The organism is Dyadobacter jiangsuensis, assembly GCF_003014695.1.
Classification (GTDB): Bacteria; Bacteroidota; Bacteroidia; order Cytophagales; family Spirosomataceae; genus Dyadobacter; species Dyadobacter jiangsuensis.
Window position 1 is genome coordinate 252,575 of sequence record NZ_PYAS01000012.1, and the last position, 22,920, is coordinate 275,494.

Sequence of the window (22,920 nt, forward strand, 5' to 3'; positions counted from 1 at the left end):
TTAATGGGCCATGTCGTCGTCTTCGGGGTGGACGATCAGCGAGCTGCGCGTATCCAGTTTCTTGATCATTTCGTTGGACATCGCGTCGGCATACACGCCGTAGCTGCTCACCAAGGTCCCTTTCAGTCCGTCTTTTGATTCGATGGCGTACAAAATCGACATATCGGAAGGGTTGGTCATGCCTTCGAATCGATAAACCTGCACAATATCGAAATCTTCGGGAGACAGCGTCAGGCAGATGCCATCGTCCTTATGTACTTCCAGAGCGTGGGCCGTGAGGTTAAAATCATAGGTATAGCCTTGCTCCTGCAAATCTTCAAGCGTTTCGATGAGCGTATCGGGCTCGCTCATGTTTTTGTTGGAAGGATGCGGTTTCTTAACCTTATCCTGGTCTGTTCCTTGCAAGTCCATAGTGTTTATTTTTTAAGATGGATGATCTGCTTGAATCAACAACTGATAGCGATTTTGAACATCATCCGGGAAAAAAGTATGCCTTGCTGAACAGCCGTTTTCCGGCGAGAAAATGCCATTGAGGCGATGTACATATTGAGGTACTTTGACCTCAGTTTGCCAGATTTTGTAGAACGTGAATGGTATATAAACCGGATTATTTGGGACGATACACCAATTGTCCCGAATTGTACGCTGCAAAACATCCCAGGCCCCCTTCGATATTGGTGTAAATCAGCGATGGCTCCACAAATGGATTGTCCGAGTCGCCGCGCGTTTGCACGGAGCGATGGTATTTGAAATAATGCTCGTCGGTATTGTACACCTCCATGGTGATGGATATGATCTTGCTTTTGGGATAAGAGGTATACACGGCGCCATTCGAGCTGTAACTGAGCGGGTCGGGCAAGTTTACGCGGCCGATCGGCGAACTGAATTCGGTGCCGTCCAGATTCACATCGCTGCGGAAATCGTTCCGGCCGATGGTATCGTCCCAGTTGAAATTGAAGCGGTTTCTTACACGCCTCTCTTTGAACTCGCCACCGGCCGAGACTTCCTCGGGAACACTGTATTCGAGATCGAGCGCCGCACGCACCCGGTAGTAATTGGTTTGCCCGGAGATATCGTTCCAGTTGTATTTTACTGTCAACAAAGTATCCCTTGCCGATATGCTGCCGGAAAAGGAGGTGTCAATCTTATAGGTAGTCGGTACGACGGCAGTCGCCGGCACGGTACAGGTTGCCTTTACTGAGCGTATACCGTTGACGACCGAGAGGAAATAGGTTTTTCCGGGTAGAATGGCGAGAACCGATTTGTCGGCGGAGTAGAGCTGGTTGGCAGTGTCGAACGGGATCACAGCCTCCCGGGTGCCGTCGGATAGTTTCACGACCGCATTTGGAATAACACCGCCTTTCAGATCGGGCTCTGCAAAGAGCGGTATCGACTCCGTTACCACCACATTAATGCGCGCAGATTGCGGCGAAATGAAGCATTGCACGACCAGCTTCGATTCCACCTGTGGAAGATCACCCTTATCAACGTCTGTCACCAGGGACTCGCATCCCACAAGGAACAATGTAAGGAAGATGAAAATGATATATCTGGGAAACATGGCTGCTGTTAGAATTTAAAGTTGTAGCTGAAATAGGGCAGTATCGGAAACAATGAATAGCGTTTCAGCGTGTATTTCGGCACCGGTGTAGCCGGCATCACATTGGGAAGAATTACCATTTCCTCGTCGATATTATAGAAGAACGGGTTCCTTCGGTTGTAAGCATTGTAAACGCCAAACTCCCACGTGCGCTCGTGCCGCTTTTTCTTTTTGTGGAATTGAATGGCAATGTCCATGCGGTGGAACGGCTCTGCACGGTAGCTGTTTTTCTGCCCGTATTCGCTGACGGTCGGGCCAAACCAGTTGATCGCAGGCTTGCCTTCGGAAGTAATGCGCGTCACAAAGTTGTCCGTCGCTGCCCGGTAGCTCGACACGGGGAGCGTCAATGCATTGCCAGTTCCGTACACCCAGGTGGCCGACAGCGTGATTCTTTTGCTCAATTCATATATTCCTACCACCGAAAGATCGTGGCGGCGGTCGTAGCGAGGGAAAAATGTTTTACCAAAATTCAGTTCAGGGAATTTCCAATAGGTCCACGACAACGTGTAACCGATCCAGCCGGAGAATCTGCCGGTTTTCTTTTGAACAAGAAACTCTCCGCCGTACGACCAGCCCTTGCCCGAGGTAACATTATCCTCCCAACTCAGCTCGTTGGCATTCTCGCCATTGATGCTCAGAAACGATGAGCCTTCCTTGTAGTTGAGGATGTTGTTCATTTTTTTGTAGTATCCTTCGAGCGTAACCGTGAGCGCGGGGCGTTCGAAGTCTTTGGCGAGGCCCGCGGCTATTTGTTCGGACTGCTGGGGCGCAACACGGGCGGTGGTAGGTACCCAAAGGTCTGTTGGGAGGCCAAGGCCCGTGTTGGAAAGCAAATGCACATATTGGTTCATGCGCGCATACGAGGCTTTGAAAGAAAGGTTCTCGGCGAGGCGCAATGCCGCCGAAATGCGTGGTTCGGGACGAACGTAGGTTTTAACCTCGGTCTGAAACGTGCTAAGCCGCAGCCCGGCATTCACTTTCAGCGCGTCCAATGCCTGCCAGGTATCTTCAATGTAAAGTCCTGCTTCGAGGGAATAGACCGGTTTGACCGATCGCTCGATAGGGTTATCGGTAAATGTGCCCGCAATCGCGAGCGCCGAGGGAATGAACTTGTGAAAAGTGGCCTGGCCTCCGAACTTCACCGCGTGCTTCGAAGAAGGGTAAAAATCAAAATCCGTTTTTACACCGAGGTCGCGGATGCGCGAATCGTATTCAAGACTGAACTCGTCGTCGAGAGAGCCATCACTATTCAATTCTTTGGAATAACTGGAAACCCCAAATTTAAAATTGCTGAAAATGAAGGATGTATTGACAAACAGTTTCTGGTTCAAAACGTGGTTCCAGCGCATGGTCGCCGTAGCATTGCCCCAATCGAGACCGGCCCTGGTTTCGGAAGTGCTGCTCTTCTCATTCGCATGGAACTTGTCACGACCGAAATAACCGCTGATATACAGTTTGTCCTTACTGCCGAGATCGTAGTTCATCTTGGCATTCAAATCATAAAAATAATAACCGGGCTTCACCTGGCTGTCTTCCCCCCGCTGCTCCCGCGCGATTAGCGGCGCGGCCAGAAAGTCGATGTAGGTCCGGCGGCCGGAGATCAGGAAGGAGGATTTGCCCTTCGAAATAGGTCCTTCCAGGGTTAGCCGCGAGGAAATAAGGCCTATTCCGCCTTCGCCATGGAGTTTCTCCTTGCTTCCTTCCTTCATATTCATTTCCAATACCGACGACAGCCTGCCGCCATAACGCGCCGGAAAACCGCCCTTAGTCAGCTCTACGCTCCGGAGTGCATCGGAATTGAAGATCGAGAAAAAGCCGAAAAGGTGGTTGGCATTGTAAACCACCGCGTCGTCGAGGATAATGAGGTTTTGATCGGGCCCGCCGCCGCGAACATATAAGCCCGTTTGTCCCTCGGTCCCTTTTTGAACGCCCGGCATGAGTTGCAGCACGCGCAAAACATCCTTTTCACCAAAGAATGCCGGTATTTTTTTCAACTGTTGGATCGGGATTTCGACTTTACTCATTTGCACCGTCCGGCTGACGTAATCCTCCTGCTTGCGCGCGGACACGACTACTTCTTCAAGTTGTGTGATCGTAGGAAGAAAAATGTTCAGTTCGGTGTCTGTCCGGAGCGCCACTCGTTTTTGCTGCTTTTCATAACCGACAAACGAGAAAGAAACCGTCGCAGAATCGGATGCGGGTAATGTGAGTGAGTAGAAGCCATAGGTGTTCGTTACTGCGCCGTAGGGGGTGTTGTCGATGTACACGTTTACACCCGGAAGCTGTTCCTGGCTGCCTTTTTCCCGTACAAAACCGCTGATCGTAACGCGGTTTTGAGCAACAGCAATAATGTGGAAAAGAAAAAGAAAGACCGTAAAAATCAGACGCATAGACGGAATTGCGGTTAGTTTGAGTAACGAGTCGGTTGGTGATCTAGTATGGAGCAGTTGTATTTGACCATGACGATATAGAGATCAAAACCGTTGCACCCGGTACAAAAAGAATGGCGGAACTCCCCGCTAAACGGGAAACTCCGCCATTACAGAAGCCGGATCGGCTATTTTACGCCCTTAACCTTCATTTTTAACCCGTACACTGCTGTTTCGGCTGTGATAAACAGCATATCACGATTTTTACCGCCAAAGCATACATTCGCCGTCCATCCTTTGTGCACCGGAAAATGGGCGATTTGTGTGCCGGTTTTGTCAAAAACGGTCACGCCGTCGCCGGTAATATAAAGGTTACCATCCTCGTCGAGGATCATGCCGTCGGAGCCTTTGGGCGCGAACAGCTGCCGGTTGGCTAACGTACCGTCTTTCTGAATATCATAAACATAGGTTTTACTGTCACCAATGTCGGCTACGTAGAGTTTCTTACCGTCGGCGGTGCCGATAATGCCGTTGGGCTTTTTCAACTTTTCATCCACCCGGATAAACTTCTTGCGATCGGGGCTGAGGTAATAGACGTGCTGACCATCCTGCTGCATGGCGGGGTCGCGTTTCCAGTAGTCGCGTTTGTAGAGCGGATCGGTGAGGTAAATGCCGCCTTTCGGGTCGATCCAGAGATCATTGGGTCCATTGAGGAGCTTACCTTCGTAATCTTTCACCAGCACCGTCGGGTTGCTTTTCTTATCGAACGACCAAACCTGGTTCTCTTCGTCGGAGCACGCGATCAGGTTTCCTTTTTTATCAAAATACATGCCGTTCGCACGTCCTGCTTTGTCGGAAAACGTGCTGAATGCACCCGTTTCGGCATCCCAGCGGATAATTTTGTTATTAGGCTGATCGGTAAAAAATACATTACCGTCCTTGTCGGGAACGGGCCCTTCGGTGAATTTATATCCATCGCCCAGTTTTTCGACCTGTGCTCCGGGCGCGACGATTGATTTGGAATCCATAATTTGTGCGGAAAGTAATACGGGAGTAAGCAGCGCGGCAAGGCCGGCCAGCATTGGAATGATGAGCTTGGATTTTTGCATAATAAAATCGGACCCGATATTGATTCGAACGGGGTTAGTGTATTAAAGTCGGGATAGGGGGTGGCTTTACTGATGGAGAGATCTCGGCTAGCGTAAGGTTCTCTGGCTTTGTACTTACAAGGGTTTTTAGCTCACAATGAGTTCCAGTTTCTTTCCCAACCCGATTTCAAGAAGCCTATACAGGGTAGATAGTTGAATATCGGATTGGCCATTTTCTATTCTAGAAATAAAACTCTTTTTCGCGCCAATTCGGTCTGCCAGTTGCTCCTGTGTCATTTTGGCAAGTCTGCGTTCCTCGCGGATAATTTCACCGATCAAAAATGCTTTTGCCTTTATTTCGAAATCAACTCGGGTGGGACTACCAGGCTCGCCGTAGCGTTCTGTGAAATGATCCTCGATTGTTGTAATGTCTTTATTATCAGTCATATTTACTGGTCTTGAAGTATTCGTTCATCAACTTTTCCGCAAGTGCAGTTTCTTTGGAAGGCGCTTTTTGAGTTTTCTTTTGAAATGCGTTAAACAGCACTACGATTTTTTCCTTATCAAAACAGCAAAATATTCTGAAAATGTTGTTCCCAGTTTCGATCCGCAATTCATAAAGGCCTTTCCGTCCTTCGATATGTTTCAGGAATTTTTCCGGAATCCGGTCGATATGAGTTAATAGGAATAGAACGTAGTCAACTTTGCTCTTCGCAAGTGGCGATAAACTTTTAAAGAAATCATTGAAATAGTGTTTGTAGAAAATTAATTCTCTGACTTTCTCCATTGTGTATAGTGTGATATGTAAAGTTAACTTAAAATGGAACAAAAGGCAACCGGTTCTTACCAGTTGCCTTTTGTTGGAAGTCCAATCGGAATAGCCTCTATCGGGAAGTGCTATTTCCCCGCCAGCATAATCTTAGCTCCACCTTTACGAATGGATTCATAGACGGCATCTACGACAATCATATCCTTTAAACCTTCCTCACCGCGTACATTCGGATCCGGGTTGTTGTTGAGGATAATATCGGCAATGCCGTCCATTTGGAGTGTCTGGTGCGTAATTACTGGCTGATTCATCGGGCCAAGGTGCGTGCGGCCTTTGATAGGACCATAGCCGAATGCGGGGCTCAATTCCACAAATCCCTTTTCTCCGACTACATAGAGCCGCTCATAATTATTGAATGCGTAAGTAGTACCACAGCTGGCCACAATGCCGCTGGGGAAGCCCAGTTGGAACATTATCGTCTCATCGACTTCCTTGAATTTGACAGGGTCTGTTTTTGTTTCTTGTGCGGTTACCCAAATCGGCTCTTCGCCCGTGGCGTAACGGGCGCCGTTGAGCGCGTAAATGCCCACGTCCATCATTGCACCTCCGCCCGCGAGGGCTTTTTTCAGGCGCCATTGGTTCGGGTCGCCGGATTTGAAACCCATATAGTTGTTCACATGCATGATCTTGCCCAACTCCCCCGCCTCGCGCATACGTATCAGCTCGCGCGTATGCGGCTCGAAATGCATCCGGTAGCCGATATAGAACTTCACACCAGCCTTTTTGCAAGCAGCGATCATCTCCCGTGTTTGCTTCGCATTGTCGGCAACGGGTTTTTCACAGATCACATGCTTTCCGGCCGCGGCAATTTGCAGGACGTGCTTATGGTGCAGGGAGTTCGGTGTGGTAACGTAAACAATGTCGATATCCGGATTATCCTTGATTTTACTGACCGTTTCGTAATTGTAGGTATTTTTCTCGGGGATATTATACTTCTGTTTCCAGGTTTCCAGCTTAGAAGGCGTACCCGAAACCGCGCCTACGAGCGTTGCCATTTTGCAGTCTTTCATGGCCTCTGCCACACGGGTTGCATAGCTGCCCAATCCCATTAGCGCCACGCGTAGTTGCTTATCTGCCTTTGGGCCTGAATACAGCTCACGCGCCGATGCGGGGAGGTCGCTCAATGCCGTTGCGCCGATGCCTAATGATAGTTTTTGCAGGAAATCTCGACGGGTATCCATATAGATGAGTGATTTTCAGTTGAATATTCAAAAGGCAAAAAGTGGGCTATGTCGTTGATCTCCTTGGAATTTTGTAACTCATTTATTTGAAAGTGTTAGCTCATCAATGTTCTCTTCCGGTTCAATTTCGTCCTCATCCCAGTTTTCTGTCAACAGGCCGTTTGTCACCGGACGATTCGCCAGCGTTGTGTGCAGCAATCTGGCCTTTGGATTCGAGGACGAAATTTTGCCTATTGCGGTTTCCAACCGGTTTAATGTTTCTTGTGAAGGAATGGTGATAATGAGATCTGTAAGTGGGATTTGGAATAGTAAATGAATCAATTTCAGATCATTGGTCGAAAATGGCCTGATGCCATTCAGCAATTCGGAGGTGTAGGATTTGCTGTGGTTCAAAAGAAGCGCGAGATCCTTTTGTTTTAATGAAAGCTCTTGCAACTTATCGAGAATCAGCTTTTGCCGTTTCCATAGGAATGCATACTCTTTTTCAGCCTGAATTTCTGCGGCTTCGCTCTCTTCCATTTGTGCATCTGTGACCAGGTTTTCATCGGACCAGCATCTTGCCTCAAATTCTACGATTAGGTCACTTATCGATTTTCGGGTTGGACCGAGATCCGGTTGGACTTCTTCTTGGAGCATTAAATGCCGGTCGGCGAGCAGAACCCGCTCGTGGTCAAGCTCGGTTTCGATTCTTCCGGCATCCAATATTTTCTTAATGTTGGGTTCGCCTAATTCAGCAACCTTTTTGTTCTGAGCCATTTTTCAATTGTGTTTGTATTGTTCTTGAAGGTCTTTGCATATTCTTGATGCGTCCCGGTCCACATAATGGTTGCTTTGTCTGTTGTTAATTGTATGAGAATCAGGGCTCTGTGAACGTGCAGGTCGAAAAAATAAAATCCTCGGCTGTGGACCCGGTTTGCATCTCTTCTGATTTTGATCAGTTCGTCGATAGTCGTTATCGAGCCATCTTCAAGGTCTTTGATGAGCTGGTTAACAGCCTGTATCAAACGTTTATTTCCCAGATTTTTCCTTTTAAGCTCTATGAGCTTCTTTTTATCATGAATAACCATCAGTCGGCAGTACAATTTATAAAAAGTTCTACTAAAAAGTGAACTTTCTGAGTTGGACTTTCTATTGATACGCCGGTTCGGAAAAAGGTAACAGGAAAATTATTCTGGGGAATAAAAAAAGCGGCACCTCCCGCAATGGAGAGGTGCCGCCCGGATACTATGTATTTGAACCTTATTTAACTGTCAGAATACGTTCGACTTTTTGGTCGGCCAGCTCGAAAGTTTTGGTTTGAATTTCGTTGCCGCTGATGATGTCCAGTTTGTATTTACCGGGCTCCATCGCGTCGAGGTTCAGGGTACGTCCGAATTTCTTGTGATCTCTTGAAATCGTTTCGCGGTATACCACTACCCCTTCCGCGTCTTTCAGCAGCAGGGTTGTTTTGGAGTCGGTGCTGCCCTTGTCTACGAGAACGTTGATTTTACCGGTTTTGGTGGCGTAAATGCCGGTTCCGAAAGTGGAAGCTTTTTTGGCTTCTTTATCTCCTGCCTGGGCGGTGAAAGAAGCGGCTGCAAGCGCAAATGCGCAAATGAAGGTTTTAACTGATGTTTTCATGGCTATTTTATTTTTATGGCTATAAATTTTGTTCTATTTCAAGAACACGACAAAGGTAAGAGCATGCTTGTGTACGATCTGAATCAAAGTACACGAGCGGAATTTCGGGTGGGACAAGTGGTTGATTCCCAGCATAAGCAATTGAACGGTATCTCATGGCTATTTTTCAAAAATGTAACCAAGAGACGTAAGGTCGGGGAGGAGTGTTGCTTGGAAAAGTGTTAATAACTGTTAAAAAAAACGGCCCTCCATCTGTGGGGGCCGCTTTTAACTAAAACTAAAACCGAAACTATTCTTTTTCTACAAAGTCCATATCCTTTGTAAATGTCTCTTCCAGGAAATATAAGGCCAGCAAAGCCACTACGGCCGTCGCTATACCTATTACCAACCCACTCTGGACGACGCCGAGGTCGGGTCTGAAACTCACAAACAATGCAGCCAGCGGAATAGTCGCGCCGCGCACAAAATTAGGTACCGTTGTTGCAACCGTTGCGCGAAGGTTCGTCCCGAACAATTCCGCCGCAATGGTAATAAATAAAGTCCAGTAACCATTGCAGAACCCGAGCAAGGTACAAAGCAAGTAGAAGGAGAACAAATCTTGCATCGGAATAAGCAAATAGCCTATCACCATGGCAAGCGAAAGCATGATAAACAGCCTGATCACTTTTTTCCTGCTACGCATGTACTGGCTAAGTAATCCACTGACGATATCTCCGCCGACCTGCCCCGAAAAAGCCAGCATTACCGCTTTTCCCGCGTTGATTCCCACAATGCCCTTCGCAGCACCGAATTCGGGTGAAAAGGTAATGAGAATTCCGACGACAAACCAGATCGGCAAGCCTACAAGGATCGCCATCAGATATTTGCCGAGGCGTTTCCCGTTGGTCAGGATCATGAAAATATTGCCGCGATCCACCGAACGCTCCTTGGCATGCTTGAACATACCCGATTCAAAAACATTGAAACGTAATACCAAAAGCAGCAAACCCATTCCACCTCCTACAAAATAGGAGATGCGCCATGCAAATAAATCGGCTACGAAGTAAGCTAAAATTGCTCCTAAAACCCCGAGGGTGGCTACCAGTGTGGTGCCATAACCCCGAATTTCTTTGGGTAAAACCTCTGTAACCAGCGTAATCCCGGCTCCAAGCTCACCAGCCAGCCCGACGCCCGCAATAAAGCGGAGAATCGCATACTGATCAAGCGATGTCACGAAACCATTGCCGATATTGGCCAGCGAATACATGATAATAGACCCGAAAAGAACGGAAAGCCGGCCCCTTTTATCCGCAATCACCCCCCACAACACACCGCCGATCAGCATTCCGGCCATTTGGTAATTTAACAAACTGATGCCCTCATTCAGCAGCTGATCGTCGGCGACGTTCAACGCTTTCAGACTAGGCACCCGCACCACACTGAACAAAAACAGGTCGTACATATCGACCAGGTAGCCCAATGCAGCCACTATTACAGGTACTTGCAATAACTGCGAAAGCAGCGAAGGTTGAGGATTATTGGTTGTTGTTGACATAGGGTTAAGGTGTTACTTCGGCTGTCGGCTTTCCGCCCTCGGCCTGTGTGGTGTAAATGTCAATCAAATCTTTTTGCCGCTGAGTTTTCGAGTCAGAAATGGTCAGGCGTAGTCAAGGGTAGTCACTAGGTTGTCAGGTGTAGTCAGGGATTGTCATTTCGTACGTGAAGACTACTAACATTGACTATAAACCACAATAACTGACTACACTTGACAATCCATGACAATTCCTGACTACATTACAATCTGTCGATCAGCATGCCGCCGTCCACACCGATTACCTGGCCGGTGGAGTAGGGGAAATCGCCTCTCGTTAATGACGCAACCGCCTTGCCCACGTCCTCGGGCGTGCCCCAGCGGGGCTGCAATGCAATGCCGCTCTGGAAGAGGTTGTCGTATTTCTCCTGTACTTTGGAAGTCATGTCGGTGGAAATGATACCCGGACGGATTTCGTAAACCGGAATGTTGTATTCGGCCATTCTCACCGCGAAAAGCAGGTTGGTCATGGCAAGTCCGGCTTTTGAAATACAATACTCGCCACGGTTAATGGATGCGACTGTGGCCGAAATGGACGTCACGAAAATGATCGCCGCTTCAAATGCATGGTTATCCTGCTTCGCAGCCGCCATGCGCTTGCCGATGGCCTGGGTGAAAAAGAACGGGCCTTCGAGGTTCGTCGTCATCACTTCCTGGTAATTCTCAACGGTCGTTTCGAGAATATCGAGCCGCACGCGCGGTGCTATCCCGGCATTGTTGACGAGCAGGTTGATCTGCCCGAAAACAGAATAGGCCTTTTCGATAATAGCCTCGCGATCGGCCGCGCTGGCGATGCTTCCCTGGCAATAGGCTACTTCTGCACCCAGTTCGCGCAATTCGTTGAGGGCATCGGCAGCGCCCGCTTCATCGCGGACGCCGTTGATGGCCAGGTTATACCCTTCTTTGGCAAGGGCTTTGGCAATGCCAAAGCCGATGCCGCGACTTCCGCCGGTGATTAACGCGGTCTTTTTCATAGTTCCTGCACGTCAACCCATTGGCGTTTCTCCCAGCTTTCGAGGCCTTTTTCAGCGAGCTGCACGCCACGTGCACCGGCTTTCAAATCCCATGGAAATGGCTCGTCTTTTACAATATGTTTCAGGAAAAGCTCCCACTGCGCCTTGAATGCATTGTCGTAAATTTCCTGCTCAGGCACTTTGGACCATCCATCGAAGAACGGGATTGGCTGTGCGATATCGGGGTTCCAAACCGGCTTTGGCGTGTTGCCGTAATGCTGTACGTAGCAGTCGCGCAAGCCGGCAACGGCCGAGCCATGCGTACCGTCCACTTGCAGCGTGAGCAGGTCGTCGCGGCGTACGCGTACCGTCCACGAAGAGTTGAAATGCGCGATTACATCGCCTTCCAGTTCAAATGTCGCGTAACAAGCGTCGTCGGCGGTACATTTATAGGTGTTGCCATTCTCGTCCACGCGCTCGGGAATGTGCGTCGCGCCCAGGCACGAAACTGCCTTTACGTTTCCGAACAGGTTATCGAGTACGTAACGCCAGTGGCAGAGCATATCTACAATGATGCCGCCGTCGTCTTCCTTGCGGTAGTTCCAGGAAGGACGCTGAGCAGGAATGCTCGTGCCTTCAAAAACCCAGTAACCAAACTCGCCTCTTACCGAAAGAATCTTGCCGAAGAAGCCGGCTTCCATGAGTCTTTTCAACTTGACCATACCCGGCAGCCAGAGTTTGTCCTGCACCACACCGTTTTTTAAACCGGCTTTGGTAGCCAGTTCATATAGTTCCAATGCCTCCTCGGTGGTAGTGCCGGTTGGTTTTTCACAATAAATATGCTTTCCGGCTTTAATGGCCTTCTTTACAGCCGCTGCACGGCGACCGGTTACCTGCGCATCGAAATAGATCTGGTAATGCGGATCGGACATGACCGAATCCAGATCAGTAGTATATTTCTGCACACCCGATTGCTTGCAAAGCGCTTGCAGCTTCGCCTCGTTACGGCCTACCAGGATCGGGTCGGGCATGATCACCTCATCGGAAGAAATCTTCACGCCGCCCTGCTCGATAATAGCTTTGATCGAACGCAGCAAATGCTGGTTGGTACCCATACGGCCGGTTACGCCGTTCATGATAATGCCAATGGTATGTGTTGTCATTTTGGTTTATACAGTTTTAAGAAAAGCCTCAGTAATTTCATTTAAAAACAAATGCTGATCCTTCGCCCAATGGATGTTCGAGAAGATTTCCACCTCGCAGAAGCCATTGAAGCCCGTAGCTTCCACCCAGCCCCTGATCTTTTTCAGGTCAATACACCCTTCACCCATTAAGCCGCGGTCATTCAGAAGGTCGATGGTGTTCACCTTCCAGTCGCAGACGTGATACGCCAGCAGATTACCATTCGCTCCGCAGCGCGCGATCTCTTTTTCGAGGTCGCCATCCCACCACAAATGGTACACATCCACCGCTACACCTACGAAAGGTGATTTGAAATATTCAGCCATATCATTGGCCTGAGCCATGGTGTTAATGGCGGATCGGTCGGCGGCGTACATTGGATGCAGCGGCTCGATCGCGAGTTTTACGCCCAGTTTTTCAGCCAGCGGCAGAATGGCGGCAATGCCCTCGCGGATCTGGTTACGGGAGGTTTCCAGGGGCTGATCCGGTGAAGCGCCGCATACCAGCACAATCATGGGCGCCCCCAAAGCTGCGGCTTCTTCGAGGAGCTTGCGGTTATGATCGATTGCCTGTGCGCGCCCCGCGCTGCTTGTGTGCGGAAAAAATCCGCCGCGGACGTAAGAGACAATTTCCAGCCCGGCCGCCCGGATGATTTCGCCCGCACGGTGCGGCCCGATCCCTTCCGTGGCATTCTGCCAGACACTAATGCCTTTTACACCGGCAGCGGCATAGTTTTCCACCGCTTCCGAAAGGCCCCAGGGCTTGGTAGTAATGGTGTGGATACAGCACCGGTCGAGTGTTATGTTTTCCAATTCGGAGAAATGGTTATTAGGATGATAACTTAATTAATGCAAAACGGCTATTGTCGCCCTGAGCGAAGTCGAAGGGTCAAGGCGGAGTCGCAATTCCCCTTCGACTGCGCTCAGGGTGACAAGCAGTTATCTCACAGCGCCCAAATACGAGTAATAAGGCAGCCCCTTATTGATCCGGTGGAGGTAAAGCGCTACTTCTCTTGCATGGTAATCGCCCCACATACTTGACTCGCCATTTGGAATTTTTTGTCCGGCAGGTACATTGTCCCAACCGTTCGGGCGGTGGTAAATCGAGTGGAGAATCAATCCCTGGTGCGTAGGGTCCGTAGACAGGTAAGGCTCGGCAAAAAGTGAATCCACTGCGGTAAGCCCTGCTTGCCAGTAACGGTTTCCAGCTTCGGTTTGCCCTTTGTCGTTCAGGTATTTGCCCAAGCGGAGCAGCCCTTGCGCACCAATGGCCGCCGCTGAGCTGTCGATTGGTTCGAACGCGTTGTAAGGATCGGAAACCCGGGAAGTGTAATCACCCAGTTTATGGATTTGCGGAGCGCCCGTATCCCAGTAAGGAACACCGTCCGATGCAGTGTTTTCAATGTAGAAATCGCAGGTAGCCTGCGCAGCTTTGAGGTAAATGCGCTCGATTTCGGCACGGCCGCCCAGTGGTGCCAGTTCTTCGTCGGAGAAGCTCGACAGCGATTCGAGCTGTTCGGCGAAACCTACCATCGCCCACGCGAGTCCGCGCGTCCAGGTGGTGAAGCCAGAGAAGCCCTGCTGGGAGTTGGGGCAGCGGTAGTTGCCGTCGTTGGTATTGAACACACTTTCATGCGCGGTGCGTCCCCAAAGATCGTAGCTGTCGCGGCCTTCGCCGTAGTAAACCGAATAATTCGCAGTGGCAATGGAATGCAGTGTTCCGCGTTCGAGCAGGCTGGTTTTCAGGTCATTTTCGCCCATGTAGCTATGGCCGAGCAAATGCGAAACCATCAAAGCGCGTACTGAACGGATCGTATCCACAAACAACGAGTGCGGCCCGTTGAATGAGTGAATAAAACCCTGGCCATTTTTGATGTTTGTCCAGCGGCGTGCCTGCACAGCCCCCGACACTTTCAACGCGATCTCGTAAAAGTTGCGCTCCCATTCGTTTTCCGCAATCACCCCCTCGTTCATCAGACGGAGCAGGTTACCGTACGTGCTCACATTGTTGAAACCATGATCGTGCACCCCGAAATGTCCTACATGCGAGGCCATGAAATCAACCGTGTTCTTACGGGCACTTGCAAGGTAGCTTTCATCACGGGTAGCGTCGAATTGCAACACTTCGGCCCCATACTGGAAACCCTGCGTCCACTCGGTCCATCCGCGAAGGGTGTACTTCCCATTCACAGTGAAAACCGGGGTGCCTTTTGAATTGTCGTACTCTTTATTGATGAGCTTGATTTTTTCACCGGAGACTTCCCAGAAGCGGTCGATTTTGGATTGGAGCGAAGCGGCCGTCAGTTCGTTTTTTATCTGCATAACTTGGTTCAATAGTATTATTTAGCCATTTTAATTTTGGATAATACAAAGATATTTACAGTAAAAAGCGATAGCAAGGTACAAATCTGCTATTAAATGGTACTTTTCCGAACATGTTCGCGGTACTCGTTCGGGGTGAGACCTGTTTTCTTTTTGAAGATGCGGCTGAAATAGGACGGGTCGTCCATGTGGATGTGATAGGCGATTTCCTTGCTGCTCAGGTTGGAGAAAACCAGGAGCCGTTTGGCTTCGAGGAGCAGCTTGTCGAGGATGTATTCCTGGCAGGAAATGCCGAGGGATTTTTTGATGATTTTACTCAGATAATCGGGCGTTACAGCTAGCCGGCTGGCATATTGTTGCACTTCATGCATTTGCCTGAAGTTCTTTTCAACCAATTCCTGAAAACGCCCTGCGAGCTCGGGTACGGAAAGCGCAGAGGACTCCACGGTTTGCGCATTGTGCTGGGTTAGGAAAGCGCATTTTTGTAGTAACAACCCCAGGTAGCGTCCGATAAGTGCCTGGTCGGTTTCAGTGCTCAAATGGTCGGCGACCATGTTTTCGAGGATATTGTGGAAGTAATGCTTGTCGCTTCCGGACAGCGTGATGATCGGCTGCCTGCGTGCGGGCTGGAAGAACGGCAGCTGTGAAAGCGAAGGGTTCATCGGATTATAAAATGTGTAAAAATCCTCCGAAAAAGCAACGATGTAACCCTGGAAAGAACTCGAAAAAGTAAGTAAATGCACTTGTCCGGGCGTCAGGAAATGCAGCCCGGCACCTTGTATATTATATGAATGGAAGTCGATTTCGTGAAAGCCTTGTCCTTCTTCGATGAACAGGATCTCGTAATAGGTATGCCGGTGCGGAGCATCGGTCGGGAGCGGGGTAATGGGTAGAGAAACAGGTCCATCGTGCTGAATATCAGTACTGTTTTTGAACCTGAAAATCTTTAATGCAGGTACCTGGCTGGGTGTTTTGGGTAGCGAATGGACCGGGATTGCATCAGACACGAAAACCATGCATCAAGACTTTTTCAAATTCATTAACCGTTTCAAAAGCCACGCAGCCAGCAAAACTACCAGCACCAGCGCGATGACCGGCAGAAATACCGCCAGGCCCGACAAGCCGAACGACGCGACATTCTCGGCCGTCGAAACCACCGGATTGCCCAGGCCAGCCGTTGTTTTGGACGAAAGAAGCCGTAAAATACCCGTACCTGCCTGCACCAATCCGGCCGTGCCGCCACCAAGGATAAGCCCGAGACCCCAATGAAGCATCGGATTGTCGATTTCGATGAAAGATGTTGTGAGTAACGTACCGGCGACTACGGCAGCCGGCGTAGCGACGGTGTCGAGCAGGTTATCTACAAATGGAATGTAGTACCCGGCTATTTCAAGCATTGTAGCCGTACCCAACGCGAAGAAGGCCGTCCAGGTGCTCAGCCACCCAAACTGTTCTCCTGGCGTAATCCAGCCGTTCATAGCGGCGATATTCGCGACCAGCATGGGCAGGAATATCCTGAAACCGCAGCTCGCACTGAGTCCAATTCCCAGGCATAAACTTAGAAACAGCTCCATTTTGACGATATCGAGGCTTAAAAACGTTAATGTAGTGTATTTGAAAAAGATATGCGCCGATTGGTAGATTTTTTATGCCCTCTGTGACATTTTCTACCTTTGCATTGTTGATCCAAGACAACCACTGTATTACCTAATAGCTACCCGGTGAACCAGGAAACCAAAAGCGGCCAGATATTCGATCTTCCTACCCTAAGGCGTCTATACACATTCGTTCGACCTTACCAGAAGCAGTTTTACCTGCTTATTGCCATTATATTGCTCAATGCGGTACTTGCGCCGCTGACGCCCCTGCTGATCCGGTATACTATCGATACGCCGATTGCAAATGGGGATTATTCGCAGCTCACTGTCATGCTCGTTGTGATGCTGGTCGTAACCGTTTTTCAGGGATTGGCGCAATTCTGGAACACCTATATGTCGGGCTGGCTGGGGCAGTATATTATCCGCGATATTCGCGTGCAGTTGTACCAGAAAATCATCGGTTTACGGCTGAAATTCTTTGATAATACACCTATCGGTCGCCTTGTGACCCGCACTATTTCCGATGTGGAAACCCTTTCCAACGTATTCAGCGACGGTATGGCGGCCATTGCCGGAGATATTCTGCAACTGGTGCTGATTATTGCCGTGATGTTCTACACCGACTGGAAACTCTCGATCATCAGCCTTTCGATGATCCCCCTGATGCTTTTCTGTACTTATGTTTTTAAGGAAAAGATCAAGGACTCATTCAACGAAGTACGTGCGGCCGTTTCCAATCTCAATGCATTCGTCCAGGAGCACATTACGGGAATGGGTATCGTGCAGATTTTCAGCAGCGAGGATATTGAATACAAGAAATTCAGGGAGATCAATAAGGTGCACCGCAATGCGAACATCCGGTCGATCCTTTATTATTCCGTGTATTATCCGGTGGCGGATGTGATTGCCGCAGCGGGTACCGGCCTGGTGGTATGGTATGGTTCTAAGCAGATTCTCGGGGCCGAGATCACATTTGGTACGGTTACGGCATTCGTGATGTTTATTAACCTGTTCTTCCGCCCGATCCGCCAGCTGGCCGACCGTTTCAATACGCTGCAAATGGGGATCGTCAGCACCGACCGTATTTTAAAACTGCTTGATAGCGACGAATACACAGCCAATGAGGGCACATTTGCGCCGGAGTCGATCAAAGGTAATGTCGAATTCAAGGATGTTTGGTTTGCCTATAATGATGAGGAGTACGTTTTAAGGGATATTAATTTTAAAGTAAAAGAAGGGGAGACGATTGCCTTTGTGGGCGCCACTGGGGCCGGGAAATCCTCGATCATCAACCTGCTCACCCGTTTTTACGATATTAATAAAGGGAATATCTACGTGGACGGCATTGAGGTGCATGATTATGAACTGAATGCATTGCGTAAACATATCGGCGTGGTATTGCAGGATGTTTTCCTTTTCTCGGACACTATCGAAAACAACATCAGGCTCGGTGACGAAAGCATTACGCATGAAAAAATCGTCGAGGCGGCGAAACTTGTGGGGGTACACGATTTCATCGAACGGTTGCCCGGCGGCTATACTTATAATGTAATGGAACGCGGTGCGACGCTCTCGGTAGGGCAGCGGCAGCTCATTTCCTTCGTGCGCGCGATGGTGCACGAGCCTAAGATTATCGTGCTCGATGAGGCTACCTCGTCCGTGGATAGCGAAACGGAAGAGCTTATTCAGCATGCCATAGAGAACTTAATGCACGGCCGCACGGCGATCGTGATCGCGCACCGGTTATCGACGATTCAGGAGGCCGATAAGATCATTGTCGTCGACAAAGGGCGCATCGTGGAGGAAGGGAATCACGAACAATTGCTGGAAAAAGACGGCGCTTATGCGAATCTTTATCGTATTCAGTATAAAGAGGTGCATAAAATCGGAACGTTATAGGAATTTCAGAATACAATTAATCAAAAGCCCTGACATTGCAGAATGTCAGGGCTTTTTCTAGTTCTTCTTGCTGGTATCCAAAGGAATCGGCGGCGGGCCGATCAGGAACTCGTCTTCTTCGTTCCGTTTTACCGGCGTGCTGTCGCCCTCGACGCCCAGAGAGTCGCTTTCGGCTGGCGCCCATCGTGTAGGGCAGTTATATGTTTTGGATATTTTGAAGCTCGGTTTGGGGAACGGCCCGGGCTCTATGGACTTATCTTTATAGACCTTTTCCAGGAATGCGCCCACAAGCGGCAATGCGGTTTTGGCACCTTCACCGAGGTTGGTAGTCCGGAAGTGGATACTGCGGTCGTCTCCGCCCACCCAGGCGCCCACTACGAGGTCGCGCGTGACGCACATGAACCAGCCGTCGGAGTTGTTGGAGGTCGTTCCGGTTTTTCCGCCGAGCTCATTACCATTCAACGTTACATTGAACCGCCAGCGAATACTTCCGGAGGTACCGCCACCTTCTTCCACACCTGCACGCAGCATTTGCAGCATCAGAAATGCCGACTCCTCGCTGATTGCCTGGCGGTGCTCGGGTTGGAACTCTTCGATCACCTTGCCATTGCTATCCTCGATCTTTGTCACAAGAATAGGCTGCGTGTAAGTACCATTGTTCGCAAAAACGCCATAAGCCGCCACCATGTCATAAAGCGACACGTCGAATGGCCCCAGGCCGATCGACGGAACCGCCTTTAACGGTGTGGTAATACCCATCTTTTTCGCATAACGGACCACATTTGCGGCACCTACCTGATCGGTAAGCTCCGCGGTGACCGAGTTGATCGACTGTGCCAGTGCGCGGCGGAGCGTCATAGGGGCGTAAGTGTAAGTTCCGGTCGCATTTCTCGGTTTCCAGATTTTCTCTTCACCGTCTTCCTCGTAAGTTTTTTCAAAAGGTTTGTCCATGATTTCGTCGCACGGGTTCATATTGAATGACGAATCGTCGATGGCAGTCGTGTAAACAAACGGCTTGAAGGTGGAGCCGGGTTGTCTTTTTCCCTGCTTCACTGCATCATATTTGAAATAGTTGTAGTCCAGACCACCCACCCAGGCCTTAATCTGGCCGGTTTGCGGGTTCATAGCCATCATACCGGCGCGAAGGATGCGCTTGTAGTAATCGAGCGAGTCCATGGAACTCCAATACTTCTTCATTTCCCCGCTGTTTTTCCAGTCATAGACCGTCATCGTGTCCTTTTTGTTGAGGTAATAGGCCACGCTGTCGGGATTATTCGGGAATTTGGCGGCCAATGCACGGTATTTGCTGGTGCGCTTCACAACAGTCGGAAGGAAATCGGTGATTTCGTTACCGTCCTCATCGCGCCATGGGTTCTGGTTACGCCAGTGATCTTCGAAAACGCGTTGGAGCTGCTTCATTTTCTGAGTCATGGCTTCTTCGGCGTCTTCCTGCATGCGGGAGTCGATGGTAGTGTAGATTTTCAAGCCATCGGTATACAGGTCATAACCATTCTCATCGCCCCATTTTTTGACAAAATCAACTACCGCATTTTTGAAATAGTTGGCATTACCATCATAAGGCGTTTCGAATTTGGTTTTCAGTTCAATCGGCAGCGCGCTGATCGAATCGGCCTGTTTGGCACTCAAATACCCGTATTTGCGCATCTGGTCGATCACCACATTGCGGCGTTCGAGCGAGCGTTTCATGTTGCGGATCGGATTGTAGGTGGTCGTCGCTTTTTGCAGACCTACCAGTACCGCCGATTCCTGTACGTTCAGGCTATCGGGCGATTTGCTGAAATACGATTTGGCCGCCGTATTGATACCATAAGTATTATTCCCGTAATCGACCGTGTTGAAATACATGGTCAGGATTTCTTCTTTGGTAAAATTCCTTTCCAGTTTAATAGCCGTGAGCCATTCTTTGGTTTTGTAAATCAATGTACCTAAGCCCGGAACATAACCCAGCAATCCGCGAGCACCTGATTTACGTGTTTTGAAGAGCTTTTTCGCGAGCTGTTGGGTGATGGTACTGCCGCCCCCGCGATCGGTGGCGCCGGTAACAATGCCCCAGGCTACGCTCGCCATGGCTTTGTAATCGATACCCGAGTGCCGGTAGAAACGTGCGTCCTCGGTGGCGATCAATGCTTTTACAAGGTTTGGAGAAATCTGTTTATAGGGAACGGGGGTGCGGTTTTCGGTATAAAATTTGCCGATCATGATGCCGTCGGCGGTATAGATTTCGGATGATTGCGCCACTTTCGGGTTTTGCAGGTCTTCCACGCTCGGCATGCTGCCCATTAGCCAGAGGAAGTTCGTTTCAACGCAAAAAATGTACAATGCAAATGCAACGACCCCATAAACGATGGTTTTCCAGACTGTTACAATGGGACGGTAATACTTCGAATTGACGTCCACATTATCCTCCCACCAGCTGCGCACCGACTTCTTATTCTGCCGGTAGGAATGAAAGAGCTCGTCGGCTTTGGGTTTGCCGGTTACAAGCGAAGTGATTTTATAAGCAATCCTGTTGATGAGTGTGGCGAGACGCGACCGGAGTGTCCGGAAAAGCGTTCTGATTGTGTTAAAAAACGATCGGATAACTTCCATCAAACGTTTTGGTTCGTAATGTGTCAAAGATAAGAAAAGCCGGATAGATATGATTCAATCCGGCTTTTTCTAAGATTTATTCTATTCAGCTTTGTGAAATTTCAATGCGGCTCCGTTCATGCAGTAACGAAGTCCGGTTGGTTTGGGGCCGTCGTTGAAGACATGTCCGAGGTGTCCGCCGCAGGTTCTGCAAACCACTTCCGTGCGGATCATGCCATGGCTTTTATCCACAATTTCTTCCACACTTTCTTTGGTTACCGGCATAAAAAAGCTCGGCCATCCCGAACCTGAATCGTATTTTGTTTCGGAACTGAAAAGGGGCGTCCCGCACGCCGCGCACACGTAGGTGCCTTCTTCTTTATTGTCGTTATAAGGATGCGAAAATGGCCGCTCGGTACCTTTGTCGAACAGAACGAAGCATTGCTGGCCCGTAAGCTCCTGCTGCCATTCTTCCCTGGTCTTTTGTACTTCTCTCATGGATTTGTTTTTTAGGAATGGTCAGAAAAATCGTACCATATCCTTAGGTAACGTTGAAGCGGAATTTATCGTTTAGAAAAAATGCGGCGAATCCACGAATCCTGTGGCGGCCAGCACTGGTTTTGGGATTCGGGAGGTCTGCGGAAAAGGCCGCCGGAAATGCCGAAATATAGGTTGAACGACCTCGGGTTGCCGATGTTCAGCAGCCCGGTAAGGTGGTCGGTGCCGATCCACAGCGGGCCAATGCGTCCTGCAAGCCCGATCGCCGGCGAGCGATAGCGGTTCATGAGCGACAGTGGCACCGATATTTCATACCATTTGTGTTCGTATCGGGGCGTAACACCTATATAAGATTCCGCCTTCATGCCAAATGCGCCCTGTGGAATGAGGTTCTGCACCCAGAGGCCATTGACATACACATTCGGCTTTAAATTATAATCCACGCTCGCCTGGAATGCCATCGGTAGTACCGATTTGAAGTTGGGAGCAATAGGCTGCCCGCCATCCAGCGAAGAGTTGATCGCATTAAAAATACCTTCGGAGCCTTTGAGTTTCTGGAATGTGTCGTACCTGAATTCCTTGTTGGTCGTATGGGTTTCCTGTTGCAGAATGTAAGCCGGGTTCTTGAAATGGACACGACCGATATCCGTCAGCGAGACGGCTATGCGATACAGGTATTTGTTTTTCGATGCGTCGCGTTTGCGTACACCTCTTTCGCGATAAGTGGCTTTATGAACGTCGGGCCGGTATTCGTAAACAGCCCCGAGGTCGAAACCCCAGCCACTTCCCGGAGGCGCGCCGCCGAATAGCCAGGCCGGTGATGGCTTGACGTTTTGAAAACCTTCGTCGCGCGTGAGCGCGTAGCGTACGTTGATTTCATTGACATTGATATACTGCCGTTTGTTTTCCCAGGCAGCGTCAGGCTGAATATCGTATGACGAATTCTCGATAATGGCGTGGGCATTGTAAAGGCCGATCAGTCTTTTGACCGTGAAGCCTACTTTGAGATAATCCGTTTCATCATCAAAAACAGTGCCACCCAGGGTAAATGCAATCTCGCCAAGGCCGTTCAAATGCAACTGACCTGACTGGTGCTCATACACCTGCTCCTGCAAATCTTTGAACTGCGTGGTCTTGCTGATCAATCGCGCCAATGGCTCGGTTACCTGGGTGGTGTTGAGGATGTAGCGCGCACGCGATGATATTCCAACACCGACCCTGCCTTTGAACATATTGAACATGATCGACGGCAAGCGTGTATCGCCGCCCGCGTTCAGGTATTTTTTATTGCCGTTCAGTTTTTCGCCCAGGTAGGAGCGCGGAAACAGCAGCATGCCTCTTTCATTATAGTATTTGGCGGGCACGGTTCCGGTGAGCAGGCTCAGGAACGAATAGGGAGCCTCGTATTTGACGTGGTTGTTGGCGGTGTAAAATTGTGTGCCGACCAGGTTTACATATGCGCTGTAACGGCTGTCGGCCACGAATGCCGGATTATGATACAATGCATTCGTTCCAGCAAAATTGCTCATGGCTGTGCCAGGCAAATGCTGGGCTTGGGCGTTGATGGTTAATCCGCAGACCAGTCCTAATATGGATAACCAACTTCTTTGCATAGGGAACGTG

General features: G+C 49.6%; 21 protein-coding genes. 1 reads left to right on the forward strand and 20 read right to left on the reverse strand.

Annotated features, from left to right (window positions below; translation table 11 throughout):
• From CLV60_RS23815 to CLV60_RS23900, 17 genes are all read right to left on the reverse strand, one after another.
• Positions 1-411: a hypothetical protein gene (locus tag CLV60_RS23815; protein WP_106597875.1), complete on the reverse strand. Its 411-nt coding sequence runs from the start codon at positions 409-411 to the stop codon at positions 1-3.
• Between the two features lie 196 nt (positions 412-607).
• Positions 608-1,561, reverse strand: coding sequence for a DUF4249 domain-containing protein (locus tag CLV60_RS23820; protein WP_106597876.1), 954 nt, complete (start codon positions 1,559-1,561; stop codon positions 608-610).
• Between the two features lie 8 nt (positions 1,562-1,569).
• A complete protein-coding gene (locus CLV60_RS23825) occupies positions 1,570-3,990 on the reverse strand; it encodes a TonB-dependent receptor (RefSeq protein WP_106597877.1) in 2,421 nt (806 codons plus the stop codon).
• Between the two features lie 167 nt (positions 3,991-4,157).
• Positions 4,158-5,078, reverse strand: a complete 921-nt coding sequence (locus tag CLV60_RS23830) for an SMP-30/gluconolactonase/LRE family protein (RefSeq protein WP_106597878.1) — start codon at positions 5,076-5,078, stop codon at positions 4,158-4,160.
• Positions 5,079-5,204: 126 nt separating this feature from the next.
• Complete coding sequence (locus tag CLV60_RS23835) at positions 5,205-5,504, reverse strand: helix-turn-helix domain-containing protein (RefSeq protein ID WP_106597879.1); 300 nt, start codon at positions 5,502-5,504, stop codon at positions 5,205-5,207.
• The gene (locus CLV60_RS23840; protein ID WP_106597880.1) at positions 5,497-5,844 is read right to left on the reverse strand and encodes a type II toxin-antitoxin system RelE/ParE family toxin; all 348 of its coding nucleotides are present in this window, start codon (positions 5,842-5,844) and stop codon (positions 5,497-5,499) included. The genes CLV60_RS23835 and CLV60_RS23840 overlap by 8 nt, the downstream gene beginning before the upstream one ends.
• Before the next feature lie 110 nt (positions 5,845-5,954).
• Positions 5,955-7,067, reverse strand: coding sequence for a Gfo/Idh/MocA family protein (locus CLV60_RS23845; RefSeq protein ID WP_106597881.1), 1,113 nt, complete (start codon positions 7,065-7,067; stop codon positions 5,955-5,957).
• 78 nt (positions 7,068-7,145) lie between these two features.
• Complete coding sequence (locus CLV60_RS23850; RefSeq protein WP_106597882.1) at positions 7,146-7,823, reverse strand: helix-turn-helix domain-containing protein; 678 nt, start codon at positions 7,821-7,823, stop codon at positions 7,146-7,148.
• Positions 7,793-8,134 (reverse strand): type II toxin-antitoxin system HigB family toxin, encoded by a 342-nt coding sequence (locus tag CLV60_RS23855; RefSeq protein WP_106597883.1) that lies wholly within the window; start codon positions 8,132-8,134, stop codon positions 7,793-7,795. The genes CLV60_RS23850 and CLV60_RS23855 overlap by 31 nt, the downstream gene beginning before the upstream one ends.
• Positions 8,135-8,306: 172 nt before the next feature.
• Positions 8,307-8,687: a DUF3244 domain-containing protein gene (locus tag CLV60_RS23860; RefSeq protein ID WP_106597884.1), complete on the reverse strand. Its 381-nt coding sequence runs from the start codon at positions 8,685-8,687 to the stop codon at positions 8,307-8,309.
• Positions 8,688-8,976: 289 nt separating this feature from the next.
• A complete protein-coding gene (locus tag CLV60_RS23870; RefSeq protein ID WP_106597886.1) occupies positions 8,977-10,221 on the reverse strand; it encodes an MFS transporter in 1,245 nt (414 codons plus the stop codon).
• Positions 10,222-10,460: 239 nt separating this feature from the next.
• Positions 10,461-11,231 (reverse strand): 3-ketoacyl-ACP reductase, encoded by a 771-nt coding sequence (locus CLV60_RS23875; RefSeq protein WP_106597887.1) that lies wholly within the window; start codon positions 11,229-11,231, stop codon positions 10,461-10,463.
• Positions 11,228-12,373 carry a Gfo/Idh/MocA family protein gene (locus CLV60_RS23880; protein WP_106597888.1) on the reverse strand — a complete coding sequence of 382 codons (1,146 nt, stop codon included), beginning with the start codon at positions 12,371-12,373 and terminating at the stop codon, positions 11,228-11,230. The genes CLV60_RS23875 and CLV60_RS23880 overlap by 4 nt, the downstream gene beginning before the upstream one ends.
• 6 nt (positions 12,374-12,379) lie before the next feature.
• Positions 12,380-13,204: a sugar phosphate isomerase/epimerase family protein gene (locus CLV60_RS23885; RefSeq protein WP_106597889.1), complete on the reverse strand. Its 825-nt coding sequence runs from the start codon at positions 13,202-13,204 to the stop codon at positions 12,380-12,382.
• A gap of 126 nt (positions 13,205-13,330) precedes the next feature.
• Positions 13,331-14,713 (reverse strand): glycoside hydrolase family 88 protein, encoded by a 1,383-nt coding sequence (locus CLV60_RS23890; protein WP_106597890.1) that lies wholly within the window; start codon positions 14,711-14,713, stop codon positions 13,331-13,333.
• Between the two features lie 92 nt (positions 14,714-14,805).
• Positions 14,806-15,729 carry a helix-turn-helix domain-containing protein gene (locus CLV60_RS23895; RefSeq protein ID WP_106597891.1) on the reverse strand — a complete coding sequence of 308 codons (924 nt, stop codon included), beginning with the start codon at positions 15,727-15,729 and terminating at the stop codon, positions 14,806-14,808.
• A 3-nt stretch (positions 15,730-15,732) separates the two neighbouring features.
• On the reverse strand, positions 15,733-16,287 hold the full coding sequence (locus tag CLV60_RS23900; protein WP_106597892.1) for a DUF4126 domain-containing protein: 555 nt from the start codon (positions 16,285-16,287) through the stop codon (positions 15,733-15,735).
• 147 nt (positions 16,288-16,434) lie between these two features.
• Between CLV60_RS23900 and CLV60_RS23905 the strand changes: the two genes are divergently transcribed.
• Positions 16,435-18,210, forward strand: coding sequence for an ABC transporter ATP-binding protein (locus CLV60_RS23905; RefSeq protein WP_106597893.1), 1,776 nt, complete (start codon positions 16,435-16,437; stop codon positions 18,208-18,210).
• Between the two features lie 57 nt (positions 18,211-18,267).
• On the opposite strand, the gene CLV60_RS23910 is transcribed toward CLV60_RS23905, so the two are convergent.
• From CLV60_RS23910 to CLV60_RS23920, 3 genes are all read right to left on the reverse strand, one after another.
• Positions 18,268-20,820, reverse strand: coding sequence for a penicillin-binding protein 1A (locus tag CLV60_RS23910; protein ID WP_106597894.1), 2,553 nt, complete (start codon positions 20,818-20,820; stop codon positions 18,268-18,270).
• Between the two features lie 81 nt (positions 20,821-20,901).
• The gene (gene msrB, locus CLV60_RS23915) at positions 20,902-21,297 is read right to left on the reverse strand and encodes a peptide-methionine (R)-S-oxide reductase MsrB (protein ID WP_106597895.1); all 396 of its coding nucleotides are present in this window, start codon (positions 21,295-21,297) and stop codon (positions 20,902-20,904) included.
• Positions 21,298-21,362: 65 nt separating this feature from the next.
• Positions 21,363-22,910: a DUF5723 family protein gene (locus CLV60_RS23920; RefSeq protein WP_106597896.1), complete on the reverse strand. Its 1,548-nt coding sequence runs from the start codon at positions 22,908-22,910 to the stop codon at positions 21,363-21,365.
• Positions 22,911-22,920 lie beyond the last annotated feature (10 nt).

Coding starts and splice junctions, on each gene's coding strand:
- CLV60_RS23910 (WP_106597894.1), bottom strand. CDS start 20,820: ATGGAAGTTATCCGATCGTTTTTTAACACAATCAGAACGCTTTTCCGG.
- CLV60_RS23815 (WP_106597875.1), bottom strand. CDS start 411: ATGGACTTGCAAGGAACAGACCAGGATAAGGTTAAGAAACCGCATCCT.
- CLV60_RS23840 (WP_106597880.1), bottom strand. CDS start 5,844: ATGGAGAAAGTCAGAGAATTAATTTTCTACAAACACTATTTCAATGAT.
- CLV60_RS23880 (WP_106597888.1), bottom strand. CDS start 12,373: ATGACAACACATACCATTGGCATTATCATGAACGGCGTAACCGGCCGT.
- CLV60_RS23855 (WP_106597883.1), bottom strand. CDS start 8,134: ATGGTTATTCATGATAAAAAGAAGCTCATAGAGCTTAAAAGGAAAAAT.
- CLV60_RS23830 (WP_106597878.1), bottom strand. CDS start 5,078: ATGCAAAAATCCAAGCTCATCATTCCAATGCTGGCCGGCCTTGCCGCG.
- CLV60_RS23895 (WP_106597891.1), bottom strand. CDS start 15,729: ATGGTTTTCGTGTCTGATGCAATCCCGGTCCATTCGCTACCCAAAACA.
- msrB (WP_106597895.1), bottom strand. CDS start 21,297: ATGAGAGAAGTACAAAAGACCAGGGAAGAATGGCAGCAGGAGCTTACG.
- CLV60_RS23920 (WP_106597896.1), bottom strand. CDS start 22,910: ATGCAAAGAAGTTGGTTATCCATATTAGGACTGGTCTGCGGATTAACC.
- CLV60_RS23900 (WP_106597892.1), bottom strand. CDS start 16,287: ATGGAGCTGTTTCTAAGTTTATGCCTGGGAATTGGACTCAGTGCGAGC.
- CLV60_RS23835 (WP_106597879.1), bottom strand. CDS start 5,504: ATGACTGATAATAAAGACATTACAACAATCGAGGATCATTTCACAGAA.
- CLV60_RS23845 (WP_106597881.1), bottom strand. CDS start 7,067: ATGGATACCCGTCGAGATTTCCTGCAAAAACTATCATTAGGCATCGGC.
- CLV60_RS23825 (WP_106597877.1), bottom strand. CDS start 3,990: ATGCGTCTGATTTTTACGGTCTTTCTTTTTCTTTTCCACATTATTGCT.
- CLV60_RS23850 (WP_106597882.1), bottom strand. CDS start 7,823: ATGGCTCAGAACAAAAAGGTTGCTGAATTAGGCGAACCCAACATTAAG.
- CLV60_RS23860 (WP_106597884.1), bottom strand. CDS start 8,687: ATGAAAACATCAGTTAAAACCTTCATTTGCGCATTTGCGCTTGCAGCC.
- CLV60_RS23875 (WP_106597887.1), bottom strand. CDS start 11,231: ATGAAAAAGACCGCGTTAATCACCGGCGGAAGTCGCGGCATCGGCTTT.
- CLV60_RS23870 (WP_106597886.1), bottom strand. CDS start 10,221: ATGTCAACAACAACCAATAATCCTCAACCTTCGCTGCTTTCGCAGTTA.
- CLV60_RS23820 (WP_106597876.1), bottom strand. CDS start 1,561: ATGTTTCCCAGATATATCATTTTCATCTTCCTTACATTGTTCCTTGTG.
- CLV60_RS23890 (WP_106597890.1), bottom strand. CDS start 14,713: ATGCAGATAAAAAACGAACTGACGGCCGCTTCGCTCCAATCCAAAATC.